14 protein-coding genes are annotated in these 15,969 nt (G+C 64.3%); 7 read left to right on the forward strand and 7 right to left on the reverse strand.

The genetic code is table 11. The annotated features are described in order from the left end of the window. Nucleotides 1-110: 110 nt before the first annotated feature. Nucleotides 111-638 (forward strand): DUF3617 domain-containing protein, encoded by a 528-nt coding sequence (locus ACZ899_RS19605; RefSeq protein WP_234560807.1) that lies wholly within the window; start codon nt 111-113, stop codon nt 636-638. A 4-nt stretch (nt 639-642) separates the two neighbouring features. Here ACZ899_RS19605 and folE2 read toward each other — a convergent pair whose 3' ends face one another. After that, on the reverse strand, nt 643-1,524 hold the full coding sequence (gene folE2, locus ACZ899_RS19610; RefSeq protein ID WP_234560808.1) for a GTP cyclohydrolase FolE2: 882 nt from the start codon (nt 1,522-1,524) through the stop codon (nt 643-645). 24 nt (nt 1,525-1,548) lie between these two features. Further along, nucleotides 1,549-1,926 (reverse strand): glutamine synthetase, encoded by a 378-nt coding sequence (locus ACZ899_RS19615; protein WP_203649300.1) that lies wholly within the window; start codon nt 1,924-1,926, stop codon nt 1,549-1,551. 110 nt (nt 1,927-2,036) lie between these two features. On the opposite strand from ACZ899_RS19615, the gene zigA reads away from it, so the two are divergent. From zigA to ACZ899_RS19630, 3 genes are read left to right on the forward strand one after another with little or no spacing between them, the layout of a single operon-like run. Further along, nucleotides 2,037-3,245: a zinc metallochaperone GTPase ZigA gene (zigA, locus tag ACZ899_RS19620; RefSeq protein WP_203649302.1), complete on the forward strand. Its 1,209-nt coding sequence runs from the start codon at nt 2,037-2,039 to the stop codon at nt 3,243-3,245. Then, nucleotides 3,242-3,859, forward strand: coding sequence for a DUF1826 domain-containing protein (locus tag ACZ899_RS19625; RefSeq protein ID WP_234560809.1), 618 nt, complete (start codon nt 3,242-3,244; stop codon nt 3,857-3,859). Before zigA ends, ACZ899_RS19625 begins: the two co-directional genes overlap by 4 nt. Nucleotides 3,860-3,911: 52 nt before the next feature. Next, nucleotides 3,912-4,886, forward strand: coding sequence for a CobW family GTP-binding protein (locus tag ACZ899_RS19630; protein ID WP_234560810.1), 975 nt, complete (start codon nt 3,912-3,914; stop codon nt 4,884-4,886). Between the two features lie 8 nt (nt 4,887-4,894). On the opposite strand, the gene ACZ899_RS19635 is transcribed toward ACZ899_RS19630, so the two are convergent. After that, entirely contained in the window at nt 4,895-5,287 is a 393-nt protein-coding gene (locus ACZ899_RS19635) for a DUF3301 domain-containing protein (protein WP_023629680.1), read from the reverse strand. A 120-nt stretch (nt 5,288-5,407) separates the two neighbouring features. On the opposite strand from ACZ899_RS19635, the gene pdxY reads away from it, so the two are divergent. After that, nucleotides 5,408-6,280, forward strand: coding sequence for a pyridoxal kinase PdxY (pdxY, locus tag ACZ899_RS19640; protein ID WP_203649315.1), 873 nt, complete (start codon nt 5,408-5,410; stop codon nt 6,278-6,280). Here the strand turns inward: pdxY and ACZ899_RS19645 are convergent. Beyond that, nucleotides 6,277-6,762, reverse strand: coding sequence for an acyl-CoA thioesterase (locus tag ACZ899_RS19645; RefSeq protein ID WP_050707577.1), 486 nt, complete (start codon nt 6,760-6,762; stop codon nt 6,277-6,279). The genes pdxY and ACZ899_RS19645 overlap by 4 nt on opposite strands. A 326-nt stretch (nt 6,763-7,088) precedes the next feature. On the opposite strand from ACZ899_RS19645, the gene ACZ899_RS19650 reads away from it, so the two are divergent. After that, nucleotides 7,089-8,849, forward strand: coding sequence for a cation:proton antiporter (locus tag ACZ899_RS19650; protein ID WP_203649317.1), 1,761 nt, complete (start codon nt 7,089-7,091; stop codon nt 8,847-8,849). Between the two features lie 143 nt (nt 8,850-8,992). On the opposite strand, the gene ACZ899_RS19655 is transcribed toward ACZ899_RS19650, so the two are convergent. The 3 genes from ACZ899_RS19655 to uvrD all read right to left on the reverse strand — a co-directional run bounded on the left by ACZ899_RS19655 (nt 8,993) and on the right by uvrD (nt 12,778). Beyond that, complete coding sequence (locus tag ACZ899_RS19655) at nt 8,993-9,400, reverse strand: SMI1/KNR4 family protein (protein ID WP_028689999.1); 408 nt, start codon at nt 9,398-9,400, stop codon at nt 8,993-8,995. 113 nt (nt 9,401-9,513) lie between these two features. Beyond that, entirely contained in the window at nt 9,514-10,362 is an 849-nt protein-coding gene (locus ACZ899_RS19660; RefSeq protein ID WP_062360080.1) for a Tim44 domain-containing protein, read from the reverse strand. A 232-nt stretch (nt 10,363-10,594) separates the two neighbouring features. Beyond that, entirely contained in the window at nt 10,595-12,778 is a 2,184-nt protein-coding gene (uvrD, locus tag ACZ899_RS19665; RefSeq protein ID WP_203649319.1) for a DNA helicase II, read from the reverse strand. A 239-nt stretch (nt 12,779-13,017) separates the two neighbouring features. Here uvrD and ACZ899_RS19670 point away from each other — a divergent pair, with 239 nt between their 5' ends. After that, nucleotides 13,018-15,894 (forward strand): EAL domain-containing protein, encoded by a 2,877-nt coding sequence (locus ACZ899_RS19670; protein ID WP_234560811.1) that lies wholly within the window; start codon nt 13,018-13,020, stop codon nt 15,892-15,894. Nucleotides 15,895-15,969 lie beyond the last annotated feature (75 nt).

A 15,969-nucleotide genomic window follows, 5' to 3' on the forward strand; every position in this document is an offset into this window, starting at 1 on the left:
AGCACTGCTGCTAACAGACCACGTTCGAGGGTATGCCTGCAACCCACAGGCGATTTTGACGTCTAACGGCTCAGTCCGGCCGGAGCCGGTATTTCGAGGAGCTTTCATCCATGAAGATTCGTCTGCCACTGCTCGCCCTGGTACTGGGGCTGGGCAGCCCGCTGGTTCATGCGCAGATGCTGCAACCCGGCCTGTGGGAACTGACCACCAGCAACATGCAGGTCGATGGCAAGCCGTTGCCGGACATGGAGTTCATGCTCGGTCAGTTGAAGAACCTGCCGCCCGAGCAACGGGCGATGATGGAGGGTGCCCTGGCCAAGCAGGGCATCACGGTGGGGGGCAAGGGGGTGCGTTCGTGCCTGACTGCGGAGCAGGTCAAGACCAATGACATTCCGCTGCAGGATCCGCAGTCGGGGTGCACGCAGAAGATCACCGAGCGCAATGGCAATGTCTGGAAATTCCAGTTCAGTTGCCCCAAGGCCCAGGGCAACGGCCAGGCCACCTTCCTCAGCGACCGGGAGTTCCTGACCAAGGTCAACGGCACCTTCAATGCCTCCGGGGTCCAGCAGCAGGGCAGCATGGACACCCGGGCGGTGTGGCTTGGGAATGACTGTGGAACCGTCAAGCCGCGTATCTGATCTGTCACCAGCGATAACGACTGACCGCCACTGCGTCGTGGGCATGCAGGCTCTCTGCATGTTCCACGCGCACGCTGAAGCCGCTCACGCCCGTTAGCGTTCGCAAGGCCGCATGCAGGCGGCGGGCGGCATCCTCGCAGAACATCAGGTTCTGTCCGTTGGCCAGGGCAAAGGCCTGCTCATCGGCGCGCTTTACTGCCGTCTGTACGGCCGTGCCCAAAGCTGCCTCCGCAGTCTCGATCAACTCGGTCAGTCTGAACTCGTCGCCGTCCAGGCGGACTTGCAGCTTGGCCAAGCTCCTCTGGCTGTGGGGTGTCGCAACGATGCCGTCGCTGCTGCCAAGCCACTGGCGAACACGTTCCCGCTCCAGCGACTGGCCAGCGAAGTCCCGGTCGAACTGCGTCTGGATCAGCTGCCTGGCCAGCGCCGCCGAGCACGGGCAGGTCGAGGAATAGGGAATGTGCACCGATAGTTCCACGTGGAACATTTCATCTTTTAGCCGAGCTTCGATATTCACCGGGTAACGTTTCCAGCCTGCCAGCGGGCTGACCAGCGCTGGGCGCTTTAACAGGTGATCGAATGCCAGGCGCAGGTAGGCGGTGTTCGAAAGGCCTTCGTGGCTGGCGAGAAAATGCTCGAGCGTCCGGCGAATCAGCTGCGGGCTCAACGCTCGCTGTTCCAGCGCTTCCAGCGCCAGGTACAGCCGTGACATATGGATGCCCCGGGCTGCGCCGTCATCCAGGCTCACGCCGGCATCGGCGTGTGCGCCGAGGCTGCGTCCGTCGACCAGCAGTGGCAGGGCGATACCGCACATGCCGACCCAGTCCAGCGGAAGTGCCTGCTGGCTGCTCTGTGCGGCGATGTCGGGAAGGGCGAGGCTAGACATGAAAGGATCCTGAAGTGATGGCAATCAACGGCAACCGCCGACAAGGCTGCAGTGCAGGTTGAAGCGTTGACCACTGGAGCTGGAGACACGGTTGAGGGTGGTCCAGCCGATGCGGCGGCTGTAACCCACCCAGGCTTCACCGTCACTGGCCAGCCCGGTGAAGAAGGTCAGCGTGCCGTAGCGGCTGTTGGTCTGAGCCCACAGGCGTTTGCCTGCCACTTCGTAGCCACGCAGGTAGAAGGTGCTGCCTTCGGTACGCACGCTGTAGTAGTTGCCTTGGCCATCCTGGCAGGCGAGCAAGGTCGCGCTGCGGGTGCACAGAGCGAGGTCGGTGTGAGGCATGGCGAAGAGCTGCGTGGGTGTTGCGAGCAGCAGCAAGGCAGCGAGGCCGGATGATTTCATGACGCTCTCCAGACAACCGTTCGGTCGACACGGCTTGGCGAAATTGTATTGTTATAATATAACATTGTGCAATGCATCGATTCGAATGCGCCTGCCCGATGAGGTTAGTCATGCCCAACCGTCTCCCTGTCACCGTGCTGTCCGGCTTCCTCGGCGCCGGCAAGAGCACGCTGCTCAACCATGTGCTGCGCAACCGCGACAACCTGCGCGTCGCCGTGATCGTCAACGACATGAGCGAAATCAACATCGATGCCAGCGAGGTCCAGCGCAACGTCAGCCTGAACCGGGCCGAAGAAAAACTGGTGGAGATGAGCAACGGCTGCATCTGCTGCACCTTGCGCGAGGACCTGCTGGAAGAGGTGGCGCGGTTGGCGAGTGAGGGCCGCTTCGATTACCTGCTGATCGAGTCGACCGGAATATCCGAGCCGCTGCCGGTTGCCGAGACTTTCACCTTTCGCGACGAACAGGGGCGCAGCCTCTCCGACATGGCGCGCCTGGACACCATGGTCACCGTGGTCGACGGGCTGAACTTCCTGCGTGACTACCAGGCCGCCGAGAGTCTCGCCAGCCGTGGCGAGACCTTGGGTGAGCAGGACGAGCGCTCGATCAGTGACCTGTTGATCGAGCAGGTCGAATTCGCCGACGTGCTGTTGCTGAGCAAGATCGACCTGATCAGCCAGTCTGACCGCGAGGAGCTGGTGGCCATCCTGCGCAGCCTCAATGCCCGGGCGCAGATCGTGCCGATGGTGATGGGCCAGGTGGCGCTGTCGCGCATCCTCGATACCGGCCTGTTCGATTTCGACCAGGCAGCCCAGGCTCCGGGGTGGCTGCGCGAACTGCGGGGCGAGCATGTACCCGAAACCGAGGAATACGGCATCGCCGCCAGCACCTGGCAGGCTCGTCGGCCGTTCCACCCGCAGCGCTTCTTCGATTTTATCCACACGCCCTGGAGCAACGGCCGGTTGCTGCGTTCCAAGGGCTTCTTCTGGCTGGCCAGCAAGTATCAGGAGGCCGGGAGCTGGTCCCAGGCCGGTGGCATGATGCGTCACGGCCTGGCGGGGCGCTGGTGGCGCTTCGTGCCACGCGAGCAATGGCCGCAGGACGAAGAGAACACCGCGGCGATCCTCAAGCAGTGGTCGGTGGAAAGCGGCGATTGCCGCCAGGAACTGGTGTTCATCGGGCAGAACATCGACTTCCAGCGGTTATCCACAGAGTTGGAGGCCTGCCTGCTCACGGACGAGGAGATGGAAACTGGACCGATGGCCTGGCTGCGGCTACCCGATCCTTTCGGTGCCTGGCATGAGGACGCGGTGGCATGACTGTGGATATCCGCCAGGTGTTCGGTGAATCGCCCCAGGTGATGACCGACATTCTTCAGGATGGCGTCAACCTGGCGGTCTGGCAGCGCCGCCTGCCGGCCCAGGTGGAGGACTTCGCCAACCTGGTGCTCAGTCTTGGCCAGTCCCTGGCCGATGAGCGGGTGATCGAGGTGGATGAACGCCACCCGCCGGCCTTGCCCGGTTTGCTCAGGGAGGCCGCTGATCTGCACGGCTATGACGGTTTCGTCGCGGATGTGGCCTGGCTGGTGGCCGCCTATACCTGCCTGCTGGGAGCCCGTCGTCTCGGTGTACGCGTGCGGGTACTGGACGGGGCGATGTGTCCGCGCATGCATGTGGACCATGTGCCGGTGCGCCTGCTCAGCACCTATGCCGGCGCGGGCAGCGAATGGCTGGCGGAGGGAGCGATCGATCGCGCGCGCTTGCAGCAGTCGTTACCGCCTGTGGATAACGTTCGGCGCCTGACGGTGGGAGAGGTGGCCCTGCTCAAGGGCGAGAAGTGGCTGGGCAACGAGGGCGCGGGATTGGTGCACCGATCACCGCTGACGCCTGCCGGGGAGCGCCGATTGTTGCTGAGCCTGGACTGGTTGGCATGAATCGCGGGGCCCGGCGGTATAGACTGCCATCAATCCCCCCCGATACCGAGCCATGCTGCAGGACATTCCCACCCATGTGATCGCCGGCCCCCTCGGCGCCGGCAAGACCAGCCTGATCCGCCACCTGCTGGAGCAGCGTCCAGCCGGCGAGCGCTGGGCCGTGCTGGTCAACGAGTTCGGCCAGGTCGGCCTCGATGCCGCCTTGCTCAGCCGCGACGAGGTGGGCATCGCCATCGGTGAAGTGGCGGGAGGCTGCTTGTGCTGCGTCAATGGCGCGCCGTTCCAGGTGGGGCTTGGCCGTTTGCTGCGCAAGGCGCGCCCGGACCGTCTGTTCATCGAACCGTCCGGCCTTGGTCACCCGCTCGAGTTGCTGGAGCAACTGGGACGCCCACCCTGGACTGGCGTACTGTCGGTCCAGCCACTGCTGATGGTGCTGGATGCCGCAGCCCTGTCCCGGGGCGGCGTCCTGCCTGAGGCTCAGCACCAGGCACTGGCGAAGGCGGGGATGCTGGTGTTCAACAAGGCGAGCGTTGTGGATGAAGCCGAACGCTTGTTGATAACTGCATCACTACCCGCAATACCGTCATGCTGGACGGATCACGGGGTACTGCCGCTTGCTGTATTGCCTGTTTCAACCCCCGTAGCAGTAGGCACTCTCGACCTTGGCAGCCTGCCTGTGGATAACGGTGCAGTGCCGTTGCCCACCCTGTGGACCGATCCACGACAGCCGATCTGCCAGTTTCAGCAGGGGGAGGGAGGTTGGAGCGTCGGCTGGCGCTGGCATCCCGACCAATGCCTCGACAATGCGGTGCTGCGCGGTGTTCTCGAGCAATGGGTGTGGCGCCGGGCGAAGGGTGTTATCCACAGCACGGAAGGCTGGCAGTCGTTCAACGGCCTGGAAGGCGGGACGCTGGAGTGGCGTTCCAGCGAATGGCGCAAGGACTCGCGTATCGAGCTGATCTTCGATCGACCGCAACCCTTGCAGGCCCTGCAAGCGGCCATCGGCGGCTGCCAGCTGATCCGTTGATCCGTTGATCAATTGCGCCAGCGGTTATGTTCCTGGCGCCACTGCTGCATCTCGATGACGTTGTCGGTACGCGGCGGGGTCTTGATCTCGAACGGATAGGGCGCGAGTTCAATCTGCATGGTGTGGGCGCCGAACTGGGTGACGGTGCCGGGGTGGCGTTGTTCACCGGTGACGGTGAACTCGAAGTTGTAGATGCGCGCCAGGCGCTTCCTGCCATTGGCGTCACGCACGAAGGCGATGCGTTTGAGCGCCACGGCGTCGTCGAGCAGTTCCAGGTCGAGCTTGGCGCAATGCTGCTTGACCCGTGCCAGGGCCTTTTCGCGCAGCCCGTGGTTGTGCCACAGCCAGGCGCCTGCGGTCGCCACCAGCATCAGGACGAAGAGGTTTTCCAGGGTCAGCATTTGCGTAAGCTCCAGACAGGTCGATCCAGCTTAACTGCGTCTCTGGCCTGTCGTACAGATGGCAATCGGGTTCATACTGCGGGCCGCACACTTATTCACACAGTTTCGGAATCGTCCCGCATGAAACGTACGCCGCACCTGCTCGCCATTCAGTCCCACGTGGTCTTTGGACACGCCGGAAACAGCGCCGCGGTGTTTCCCATGCAGCGGGTTGGGGTCAACGTCTGGCCGCTCAACACCGTACAGTTCTCCAACCATACTCAGTATGGACAGTGGGCTGGGGAAGTGCTTGCCCCAGCGCAAATTCCCGCGTTGGTGGAAGGCATTTCCAATATCGGTGAGCTGGGCCACTGCGATGCGGTGTTGTCGGGCTACCTGGGCAGTGCCGAGCAGGGGCGGGCGATCCTGGCCGGCGTCGAGCGGATCAAGGCGGTCAATCCCAAGGCCTTGTACCTGTGCGACCCGGTCATGGGGCATGCCGAGAAGGGCTGCATCGTACCGGCAGAGGTCAGCGAGTTCCTGCTCGAGGAGGCCGTCGCCAAGGCCGATATCCTGTGCCCGAACCAGCTCGAGCTGGATAGCTTCTGTGGCCGTCGCGCGCAGTCCCTGGACGATTGCGTGAGCATGGCGCGCGGGTTGCTGGAGCGCGGGCCGCAGGTGGTGCTGGTCAAGCACCTGAATTATCCACAGCGGGCGGACGACGCCTTCGAGATGCTGCTGGTGACCCGTGATGCCAGCTGGCACCTGCGCCGGCCCTTGCTGGCCTTCCCACGCCAGCCGGTGGGCGTGGGCGACCTGACCTCCGGGCTGTTCCTCGCCCGCGTGCTGCTGGGTGACGACTGGTTGCAGGCTTTCGAATTCACCGCCGCCGCGGTACATGAGGTGCTGCTGGAAACCCAGGCCTGTACCAGCTATGAACTGCAGCTGGTGCGGGCCCAGGATCGCATCGCCCATCCACGGGTGCGCTTCGAGGCGCAGCGCCTGATGTACTAGATCGAATCAGCCTTGAGGTTCTGGTAACGCTGTTCCAGCTCCTGGCGGATCTGGCGGCGTTGCTGGCCTTGTAGGAAGCGGCGCTTCTCCTCGCTGCTCTGCGGCTGGCGCGGCGGCACCTTCACCGGGCGACGGTCGTCGTCCACCGCGACCATGGTGAAGAAGCAGCTGTTGGAGTGGCGTACCGAGCGCTCGCGGATGTTCTCGGTGACCACCTTGATGCCCACCTCCATCGAGGTGTTGCCGGTGTAGTTGACCGAGGCGAGGAAGGTCACCAGCTCGCCGACATGCACCGGTTCGCGGAAAATCACCTGGTCCACCGACAGGGTCACCACATAAGTGCCGGCATAGCGGCTGGCGCAGGCATAGGCGACTTCGTCGAGGTACTTGAGCAGGGTGCCGCCGTGTACGTTGCCAGAGAAATTGGCCATGTCCGGTGTCATCAGGACGGTCATGGTCAGCTGGGCGTTTCCAGGTTCCATAGAGAGCTCACGGTGAATTTGCACGGATTCGGGGCGGGTATCTGCAGACACTTCTGTTTCCCCTCGTTGAGGTTTCCCATCCTGGTACGGGACGTCGGCTGACGCTCCATCGTCACGCCAATCTTGCCATCGGCGGTGTCGAATCGGCCGATCTGTTTCTGCATATTGCATCGGCAATTTGTGGCAAGGCGCGATGTTAACCTGACGACGCCCATGCAACGTGGGCTTTTGCGTCTATCACAAGAGTATGTGCCTGCTCCGCGCCGAAGGATCGTCCGGCAGAGGAGCGGTTCGCCCCGAGCACTGAAAACAAGGAGTATCACGCCATGCATGCCATCAGCTTCATCCAGGACCTGGCGGTGATCATGCTGGTTGCCGGGGTGGTCACCATCCTCTTTCATCGCCTCAAGCAGCCGGTGGTGCTGGGTTATATCGTCGCTGGTTTCATCATCGGCCCGCATACGCCGCCGTTCGGCCTGATCCACGACGAAGACACCATCAAGACCCTGGCCGAGCTGGGGGTGATCTTCCTGATGTTCTGCCTGGGCCTGGAGTTCAGCCTGCGCAAGCTGTTCAAGGTCGGCGCCACGGCCTTCATCGCGGCCTTCCTGGAAATCGTGCTGATGATCTGGATCGGTTTCGAGATCGGTCGCTGGTTCGGCTGGAACACCATGGATTCGCTGTTCCTCGGGGCGATCCTGGCGATCTCCTCGACCACCATCATCGTCAAGGCGCTCAACGACCTGAAGATGAAGAACGAGCGTTTCGCCCAGCTGATCTTCGGCGTGTTGATCGTCGAGGACATCCTCGGCATCGGTATCATCGCACTGCTGTCGGGCATCGCCGTCAGTGGCTCGGTGAGCTCTGGCGAAGTGTTCTCCACCGTGGGCAAGCTGTCGCTGTTCATGATCGTCGCGCTGGTCATCGGCATCCTGCTGGTGCCGCGGCTGCTGGCCTACGTGGCGAAATTCGAAAGCAACGAGATGCTGCTGATCACCGTGCTGGGCCTGTGTTTCGGCTTCTGCCTGCTGGTGGTCAAGCTCGAGTACAGCATGGTGCTCGGCGCCTTCCTGATCGGTGCGATCATGGCCGAGTCGCGCCAGCTGCTGAAGATCGAGCGCCTGATCGAGCCGGTTCGCGACCTGTTCAGCGCCATCTTCTTCGTCGCCATCGGCTTGATGATCGACCCGTCGATCCTGGTCGAGTACGCCTGGCCGATCGTGGTCATCACCCTGGCGGTGGTACTGGGCAAGATGCTCTCCTGCGGCTTGGGCGCGTTCATCGCCGGCAACGACGGGCGCACCTCGTTGCGCGTGGGGATGGGGCTTTCGCAGATCGGCGAGTTCTCCTTCATCATCGCCGCCCTGGGGGTGACCCTGCAGGTCACCAGTGACTTTCTCTATCCGGTCGCAGTGGCGGTGTCGGCCATCACCACCTTGCTGACACCGTACCTGATCCGTGCCGCCGATCCGTTGTCGATCAGGCTGGGCAAGGTGGTGCCGAGCCGCGTGGCACGGGTGCTGTCGTTGTACGGCGAGTGGTTGCGCAGCATCCAGCCGCAGGGCGAGGGGGCCATGCTGGCGGCGATGATCCGACGCATTCTGCTGCAAGTCGGGGTCAACCTGGCGCTGGTGATCGCGATCTTCTTCAGTGGCGGCTACTTCGCCGGGCGCATCGGCAGCTGGTTGAGCGAGTGGGTGGCGGACGCCGGCCAGCAGAAGGCGATGATCTGGGGCGCGGCATTGCTGTTGTCGCTGCCGTTCCTGATCGCGGCGTATCGCAAGCTCAAGGCGTTGTCGATGCTGCTGGCGGAGATGGGCGTCAAGCCCGAGATGGCCGGGCGGCATACCCAGCGGGTACGGCGGGTGATCGCCGAGGTGATTCCGCTGCTGTCACTGCTGGTGATCTTCCTGCTGCTGTCGGCCTTGTCGGCAAGCATCCTGCCGACCAGCGAACTGCTGCTGGTCATCGTGGTGGTGGCGGCGGTGGTGGTGGCGCTGCTGTGGCGCTGGTTGATCCGGGTGCATACGCGGATGCAGGTGGCGTTGCTGGAGACGCTGGAGAACAGCCGCGATCATTCGCACTGAGCGGGCGGTTAACGCTTTCTGCGCAAGATTTCACCGTCGTCCGAGGGGATGGAGCGGTAGCAGTGTCGCCAGGCGCAGAGAGCCTGGCGATTCTACGAGTGATTGGTAGCTATAAGCCATCACTTTATGCGGGCATTTCTCATTCAGCTTTCCAGCCAGACATCCCGTGCCCAGTGCCAGACCGATTCCCAGCTTTCCTCGGTGACGATTTCTTCTTCGCCGGACCACAGCACCACGGTGCCGTCCTCTTCGACGCAGTAGTAGTCGTCTCCGTCCTGGCAGATGGGAATGAGATCGCGGGGCACACCGGCGTCCCAGGCGTTGGCCGCCACTTCCGGCAGGTAGGTGTGGGATTGCGGATCGGTCACGGTCACCGGCTCGAGGCTACCGTACACCACGTCGCTGACGGTCAGCAGGTATTCCTTGAACACGAACGGGATGTTGATGAACAGCTCTTCCTCGATCTCGACCAGCTGATCCTCGTCCGGCAGCTCCAGCGGCACCGGTACCGGCTCGTTGGCTTCACGGAGTTGTTCGATCACTTCTTCCACGGTTCACATCCTCTGACCTTATGACAACGCTGCGCGTTATACCCTAGTAGGCCGCTCTGGCAAAAGCAAAAACCCCGGGACAGGCCCGGGGTTTTTTCTGCAACGTGCGACGGTTAACCGTTTTGGCGGATACCGGCCAGCAGCCAAGGCTGGTTTTCGCCATGGGCGCGAACCATGTGCCAGCTTTCGCTGAAGGCTTCGCCCTGGTCGAAGCGCGAGGTCTTCGACACGCCACGGAAGGTCAGGGTGGCGTCGGTCTGGTCGGCGCGCTCGTCGACGCCGTCCAGTTGCACATCGAGGTCGTCGATGTAGGTGGACTGGAAGCCTTCACCCTGCTCGGCGCGCTCGCGCTTGAGGAACTCGAGCATCTGCGGGGTGACGAACTCGGCGATTTTGTCCATCTCGTTGGCGTCCCAGTGCTGCTGCAGCGACTGGAAGTGCGAACGGGCGGCGGACAGGAAGCTGGCTTCGTTGAACCAGGCCGGGGCGTTGATCACAGGCGAGGCGACCGGTGCGGCGGAGCCGCCGAAGATCGACTGCGGTGCGGCCTGCGGCTGTGCTTCGCGCTGGTACGGGGCGTGGCCGGCGGCAGCGTGTTGCGGCTGCTGCTGGCGACGGCGCGCGGCGATGAAGCGGAAGACCAGGAAGGCGATCAGGCCCATGATCAGGAAATCGAGGATCTGCATGCCGTCGAAGCCGTCGCCCATGAACATGGAGGCCAGCAGGCCACCGGCGGCGAGGCCGGCGAGTGGGCCCAGCCAGCGCGAGGCACCGCTGGCGGCAGCGGGTGCGCGGCCAGGAGCGGTCGGGGCGGCGGCAGGCGTGGTCGGGGTGGCCTGGCGGGTCTGGTGGATAGGTGCGGAGCCCGAGCTCTTGCCACCACCGAAGCGCTTGGCGTTGGCGTCGAGGCTCAGCGTCAGGCCGACGCAGAGCGCCAGAGCGATGCTAAGAAAACGTTGCATAAGATGGGGATTCCCGTTTGTGTGGATTGCACGCGCGTCATGGTGCACATGAACTGGCAGACATAGCCAGCGACAAGATGTTTCGAGCTTTTGCCTGATCGTAAGGATGGTCAGGGTCGTGTGGGAGCGGGTTTACCCGCGAAGAAGGCGGCGCGGTGCCTGGCACGGGCTTCGCCCGTGTTCGCGGGTAAACCCGCTCCCACAGGATCCGCGAGGCCTGTGGGAGCGGCAGTCAGATAGCTTCCAGCTTGGCGTAGCCCAGCATCAGCCATTTGCTGCCCTCGGAGAAGTTCACCTGCACCCGTGCCTGGGCCCCGGAGCCCTCGAAGTTGAGGATTACGCCCTCGCCGAACACCGCATGCTGCACCCGCTGGCCGAGGCTGAAGGCGGTCTGCGGGATGCTGGCGTTGGCGAACAGGCTGCTGGCCGGCGTCTTCGCGCCACCGAACGGACGGCTGACGGTGTTCGACAGGCGCACCTCCTGCACCAGTCCGGCGGGGATCTCCCGGACGAAGCGCGACACCTTGTTGTAGGTCTCGCTGCCATATAGTCGACGGGTCTCGGCGTAGGTCATGACCAGCTGGCGCATGGCCCGGGTAATCCCCACGTAGGCCAGGCGGCGCTCCTCTTCAAGACGACCGGGCTCTTCCAGGCTCATCTTGTGCGGGAACAGGCCTTCCTCCATGCCTACCAGGAACACGTACGGGAACTCCAGGCCCTTGGCACTGTGCAGGGTCATCAGCTGGATGCTGTCCTCGTGCTCGTCGGCCTGGGTGTCGCCAGCCTCCAGCGAAGCGTGGCCGAGGAACGCCGACAGCGGCGAGAGGTCGGCGTCTTCGTCACTGGTCTCGAAGTTGCGCGCCGCGCTGACCAGTTCCTCAAGGTTTTCCACCCGGGCCTGGCCTTTCTCGCCTTTTTCTTCCTGGTGATAGACGATCAGCCCGGACTGCTCGATGACCGTCTGGGTCATCAGGTGCAGCGGCATGTCCAGCACCTTGGCGGCGAGGTTCTCGAGCAGCTCGATGAACGCGCCCAGGGCGCTGGCGGCGCGGCCCTTGAGGGCCTTGGCGGCGAGCAGCTGGCACATGGCTTCCCACATCGACAGCTGGCTGTGGCGGGCGTGGTCGCGGATGGCCTCAACGGTCTTTTCGCCGATGCCCCGTGGCGGCACGTTGATCACCCGCTCTAGCGCCGCGTCGTTGCCGCGACCTTCGAGCAGGCGCAGGTAGGCCATGGCGTTCTTGATCTCGGCGCGCTCGAAGAAGCGCTGGCCGCCATAGATGCGGTACGGGATGCGTTCGCGCAGAAGGGCCTCTTCCAGCACCCGCGACTGGGCGTTGGAGCGGTACAGGATGGCCACTTCGTTACGCGCGTTGCCCTGCTTGATCAGGCTTTCGATGGTCTCGACCACGTAGCGCGCTTCGTCATGCTCGTTGTAAGCGGCGTAGAGCGTCAGCGGCTCGCCTTCGCCCATGTCGGTCCACAGTTCCTTGCCCAGGCGCCCGCTGTTGTTGGCGATCAGGGCGTTGGCGGCCTTGAGGATGCCGCCGGTGGAGCGGTAGTTCTGCTCCAGGCGGATCAGCTCGGCGTCCGGGAAGTCGGCGGTGTACTGGTGGATGTTCTCGATCTTGGCGCCACGCCAGCCGTAGATCGACTGGTCGTCGTCGCCCACCGCCATCAGGCTGTCGCCACCGGAGGCCAGCAGGCGCAACCAGGCGTACTGCACGGCGTTGGTGTCCTGGAACTCGTCCACCAGCAGGTGGCGGAAGCGGCGCTGGTAGTGCCTGAGCAGGTCCGGGTGGTCTCGCCACAGATCGAGGGCGCGCAGCAGCAGCTCGGAGAAGTCGATGACCCCGGCGCGGTCGCAGGCCTGCTCGTAGGCGACATAAATGTCGCGCATGGTGGCCAGGAACAGGTCGCCGCTGGCCTGGATATGGCGTGGGCGCAGGCCTTCGTCCTTCTGCCCGTTGATGAACCACTGGACCTGGCGCGCCGGCCATTTCTGCTCGTCCAGGCCCATCTCGCGGATCACCCGCTTGATCAGGCGCTGCTGGTCGTCGCTGTCGAGGATCTGGAAGTTCTGCGCCAGCCCCGCCTCCTGCCAGTGCGCCCGCAATAGGCGGTGGGCCAGGCCGTGGAAGGTGCCGACCCACATGCCGGCCGGGTTGATGCCCAGCAGTTGCTCGATCCGCTGGCGCATTTCCGCCGCGGCCTTGTTGGTGAAGGTCACCGACAGGATCGAGTGCGGCGAGGCCTGCTCGACCTGGATCAGCCAGGCGATGCGGTGCACCAGCACGCGGGTCTTGCCCGAGCCGGCGCCGGCCAGAACCAGTTGGCGCCCCACCGAGGCCGCCACGGCCTGGCGTTGAGCGTCGTTGAGGGAGTTCAGCAGGAGGGAGAGGTCGTCATTATGCATCCGGGCATTCTATGGCCGCGCGAAGGCAGGGGCAAACGCCCCGGGTGCAAATCGCCGGGCGGACGCTCGACCGTTCATCGGTGGTCTTGCCCGGCACCCGTGGTTGAGCGGTCAGACCTGGACGCAGCAGACATTTTCGAAATCATGACGCAGAGCAGTTTGGTCCGACGCGGTGCTTGTGTATGCTCCCTGCACATTTGCGGTCAGCCATAACAAGAACACAAAAGAAACCAGCCAATATGACCCAGGATTGCGGGGCGATCGGAGCATCGCCGGAGACGACAAGGAGCGTTCGCAGGCAATTCGCCACCCAGCTGTCGATCGAGCGTACTCGCCTGCTATACCAGGGCTCGTTGTTGCCCACCTTGTTCATGCTGCTCAACGGCCTGCTCTGCGCCTGGCTGCTGTGGAGCCCTGCGCGCTATCTGCTGGTCGGGGTGTGGCTGGCCTGGTTGCTGGCGCTGGTGGCGCTGCGGGTGATCCAGGTGGCGGCCTTCGACGCGGCGACGCCGGCGCGCCAGGCCAAGCCGACCTGGCGGCGCATGTTCCTGCTCGGCTCGGCGTTCAGCGGCCTGACCTTGGCCAGCGCGGTAATCGCCCTGGCGCCGGCGGACAACTTCGTGCAGCAGGCCTGGGTCTTCGGCCTGCTCGGCGCGGCGGCGTTGTCCGCCAGTGTCGCCTACGCGGTGAGCCTGCCGGCGTTTCTCAGCTTCGCCCTGCCGTGCCTGCTGCCGCCGATCGCGTTTCTGTTCGTCTATGACGCCGGGCACCAGCGCGGCTGGGGCTGGCTGGGGCTGATCCTGCTGGTGGCGCTGATGGTGGTGGCCTGGCAGGTCAATCGCCTGATCGAGCGCGGCCTGCTGCGCCGCTTCCAGAACCAGGCGCTGATCGAGCACCTGCAGAACGCCCAGCGCCATGGCGAAGGGCTCAACCGTCAGCTCAGCGCCGAGATCGCCCAACGACGCCGGGCCGAGGACGACCTGCGCAAGGCCCATGCCGGCCTCGAGCAGCGGGTGGCCCAACGCAGTCATGAGCTGGACCTGGCCAACCAGGCCCTGAGCAAGAGCGAGCAGCGCCTGGCCCTGGCCTTGCAAGCCAGCGAACTCGGGCTGTGGGACTGGAACCTGGAAACCGACGAGGTCCACCACACCCAGTTGCACACTTTATTTGGCCTGGATCCGGAGCAGGTGCGCTTGGTGCGCGCCGACCTCAAGCCACGGCTGCATCCTGATGATCTGCCTGTGCTGCGGCGCACGCTGGTCGAGCACCTCAAGGGGCGCACCGAGGACTACCGGGTCGAGTACCGGGTACGCCACGCCCAGGGGCACTGGTGCTGGATCGAGGACCGTGGGCGGGCGGTGGAGTCCGATGACCAGGGCAAGGTCCTGCGCATGCTCGGCACCCGCCGCGACATCACCGCGCAGAAGGAACAGGAAGAGCAGCAGCGCTTGGCCGCGACGGTATTCGAGGCGGCCAGCGAAGGGATCGCCATTCTCGACGCGGACTTCCAGTTGCTGGCGGTGAACCAGGCCTTCTGCGATGTCACCGGCTACGGCCGGGCCGAGCTGATCGCCCGCAATGCCCTGGAACTGCCCTGCAGCCGCGATGCCCGGCGCCACAGCCAGGCTATCGATCAGGCGTTGGAGCAGCAGGGCCGCTGGCAGGGCGAGCTGGTCGAGGCGCGCAAGAACGGCGAGCTCTACCCGCAGTGGCTGCAACTGAACAGCGTGAATGACCCTCGGGGACGGATCGTCAACATCGTCGGCTTCTTCACCGACCTGTCCGCACGCCGCGAATCCGAGGAGCGCCTGCGCTACCTGGCGCATTACGACGACCTCACCGGGCTGGCCAATCGAGCGCTGTTCCGCCTGCGCCTGCACGAGGCGGCGCAGCGCATGCGCCTGAACGGCCGCAGCCTGGCGCTGCTGCATGTGGACCTGGACCGTTTCAAGCTGCTCAACGAGAGCCTGGGCCATGAACTGGCGGACCAGCTGCTCAAGAAGATGGCCCAGCGCCTGGCCAACGCGGTGCCGGAGGCCGACACCGTGGCGCGCCTGTCCGGCGACGAATTCGCCGTGCTGTTCGACGGCTACACCAACCTGTCGAGCCTGGTGCGCGTCACCACCCGGCTGCTCGACAAGCTGCGCGTACCCCAGCGCGTCGGTGGGCACGAGGTGGTGATCAGCGCGTCGGTGGGCATCAGCCTGTTGTCCGACGCCACCCTGGACCTCAATGCCCTGGTCAGCCAGGCCGACATGGCCAAGCAGCATGCCAAGCACCTGGGCGGCGACAGCTTCCAGTTCTACACCGAGAGCCTGCGCGCCAGCACCCTGGAGCGCCTGCAACTGGAGAACCAGCTGCGCAAGGCCATCGACGAGCGCCAGTTGCTGGTCTACTACCAGCCCAAGCTGTGCCTGCGCACCGGCCAGCTGCATGCGGCCGAGGCGTTGGTGCGCTGGCTGCACCCCGAGTGGGGCATGGTGCCGCCCGGTGAGTTCATCGGCCTGGCCGAGGAGACCGGGCTGATCGCGCCCATGGGTGAGTTCGTGCTGCGCCAGGCTTGCTGGCAGGCGTGCGAATGGTTGCGCCAGGGCCTGGAGGTGCGCGTTTCGGTCAACCTGTCGGTGTACCAGCTGCGCCAGGGCAAACTGGTCAGCCTGGTGCGCCAGGTCCTGCAGGAGTCAGGCCTGGCGCCGCACCTGCTGGAGTTGGAGCTGACCGAAAGCCAGTTGCTGGACAGCGTCGAGCACATCATCACCACCTTCGAACAGCTGCACGCGTTGGGGGTGAAGCTGGCCATCGACGATTTCGGCACCGGCTACTCGTCGCTGAGCTACCTCAAACGGTTCCCGGTCGACTACGTGAAGATCGACCAGGCATTCATCCGTGGTCTGTTAGAAGGGACTCAGGACGCGGCGATCACCCGGGCGATCATTGCCATGGCCAAGAGCCTGCGACTGAAGGTAGTGGCCGAAGGGGTGGAAACCCGCGAGCAATTGCAGTTCCTGCGCGAGCACGGCTGTGACGAGGTGCAGGGTTACCTGATCAGCCGGCCGGTGGACGCGACCTCGTTCCGCGCGCTGCTTGATCGCTCGACGGCCGACCTGTTGCGCTGAAGGTCGGCCTTTTCAAGGCGTTGATAATAGGCGCCCGGCTTGGAGTTGCCGGGGCTGCTTTGCAGCCCGTTCGCG

The sequence above is a fragment of the Pseudomonas sp. TE31087 genome (assembly GCF_057284075.1).

Excerpts from the sequence above, each read along its gene's own strand:
- ACZ899_RS19605 (WP_234560807.1), top strand. The coding sequence starts at position 111 with ATGAAGATTCGTCTGCCACTGCTCGCCCTGGTACTGGGGCTGGGCAGC.
- folE2 (WP_234560808.1), bottom strand. The coding sequence starts at position 1,524 with ATGTCTAGCCTCGCCCTTCCCGACATCGCCGCACAGAGCAGCCAGCAG.
- ACZ899_RS19615 (WP_203649300.1), bottom strand. The coding sequence starts at position 1,926 with ATGAAATCATCCGGCCTCGCTGCCTTGCTGCTGCTCGCAACACCCACG.
- zigA (WP_203649302.1), top strand. The coding sequence starts at position 2,037 with ATGCCCAACCGTCTCCCTGTCACCGTGCTGTCCGGCTTCCTCGGCGCC.
- ACZ899_RS19625 (WP_234560809.1), top strand. The coding sequence starts at position 3,242 with ATGACTGTGGATATCCGCCAGGTGTTCGGTGAATCGCCCCAGGTGATG.
- ACZ899_RS19630 (WP_234560810.1), top strand. The coding sequence starts at position 3,912 with ATGCTGCAGGACATTCCCACCCATGTGATCGCCGGCCCCCTCGGCGCC.
- ACZ899_RS19635 (WP_023629680.1), bottom strand. The coding sequence starts at position 5,287 with ATGCTGACCCTGGAAAACCTCTTCGTCCTGATGCTGGTGGCGACCGCA.
- pdxY (WP_203649315.1), top strand. The coding sequence starts at position 5,408 with ATGAAACGTACGCCGCACCTGCTCGCCATTCAGTCCCACGTGGTCTTT.
- ACZ899_RS19645 (WP_050707577.1), bottom strand. The coding sequence starts at position 6,762 with ATGGAACCTGGAAACGCCCAGCTGACCATGACCGTCCTGATGACACCG.
- ACZ899_RS19650 (WP_203649317.1), top strand. The coding sequence starts at position 7,089 with ATGCATGCCATCAGCTTCATCCAGGACCTGGCGGTGATCATGCTGGTT.
- ACZ899_RS19660 (WP_062360080.1), bottom strand. The coding sequence starts at position 10,362 with ATGCAACGTTTTCTTAGCATCGCTCTGGCGCTCTGCGTCGGCCTGACG.
- uvrD (WP_203649319.1), bottom strand. The coding sequence starts at position 12,778 with ATGCATAATGACGACCTCTCCCTCCTGCTGAACTCCCTCAACGACGCT.
- ACZ899_RS19670 (WP_234560811.1), top strand. The coding sequence starts at position 13,018 with ATGACCCAGGATTGCGGGGCGATCGGAGCATCGCCGGAGACGACAAGG.